At 53.2% G+C, this 793-nt stretch carries 1 pseudogene; it reads left to right on the top strand.

The features are described 5' to 3' along the window. Positions 1–245: 245 nt before the first annotated feature. Positions 246–793: pseudogene (locus BG74_RS00935) on the top strand (signal recognition particle-docking protein FtsY); the annotation flags it as partial.

The following is a 793-nucleotide window of genomic DNA, read 5'->3' as shown; positions in this document are numbered from 1 at the left end:
GGTATTGTTATTTGCCATAGATATCTTGTTACGAGTCAAAGCGCGCAAAGACCACAACGAATGTCAACGATAGTCTATTCTAACGGGGCAAAGAGAAGGGGGAAATAGTAATTCGTATTTGTTTGTCCTGTGAGACAAAACCCGCCGAGACGTATGTTTTCCGCCAAGGTAAAGTAGTAAACTCTAGGTATTATCGGACAGGTTATTTATCCGCCCTCTATCTTAGGAGAGGAGTTTAGTCGTAAATGGCAAAAGAGAAAAAAATCGGTTTCCTTTCTTGGTTAGGTTTTAACCCTAAGGACGATGACGCAGGCAGTGAGCCGGAAGCCGGACGGGAAACCGACGCAGCCGACGCTGAGGACGGAACTAACGCGACAGTTGCTTCCACCGCTGCGCGCGAAGAGGTGTTATCGCATACGGATACGGAGGCGGAAACACCCGCCTTTGAGCAGACATCGACACCGGATGCAGAGGCTGGTATGCCCGCAGCAGATACCTCTGCCCGCGAGCGTGACGCACAGCGCATCGCTACTGAAATTGTTTCTCTTACCGAGCAGGTGGCGACGTGGCGGAGCCACGCCGTCGCCAGCGATAAAACGCCAATGGCCGCTGCTTTTGCCGCCGAGAACAACTCTGTCACCCCGCTATCCGAAGATGATGCCGTCACCTCGTTGATCGTGATTACCGATGCCGCGGTGCCGGAAAATCATCAGGACACTAGCGTGACTCTAACGCTGGATACGGACGTCACACCGGATGAGGAGACCGTACCGCGGCGGACGGCGGAAAATGG

Source organism: Sodalis-like endosymbiont of Proechinophthirus fluctus, assembly GCF_001602625.1.
Lineage (GTDB): Bacteria > Pseudomonadota > Gammaproteobacteria > Enterobacterales > Enterobacteriaceae.
Note: the sequence above shows the minus strand (reverse complement) of the source record. Positions and strands in the feature narration are given on the sequence as shown.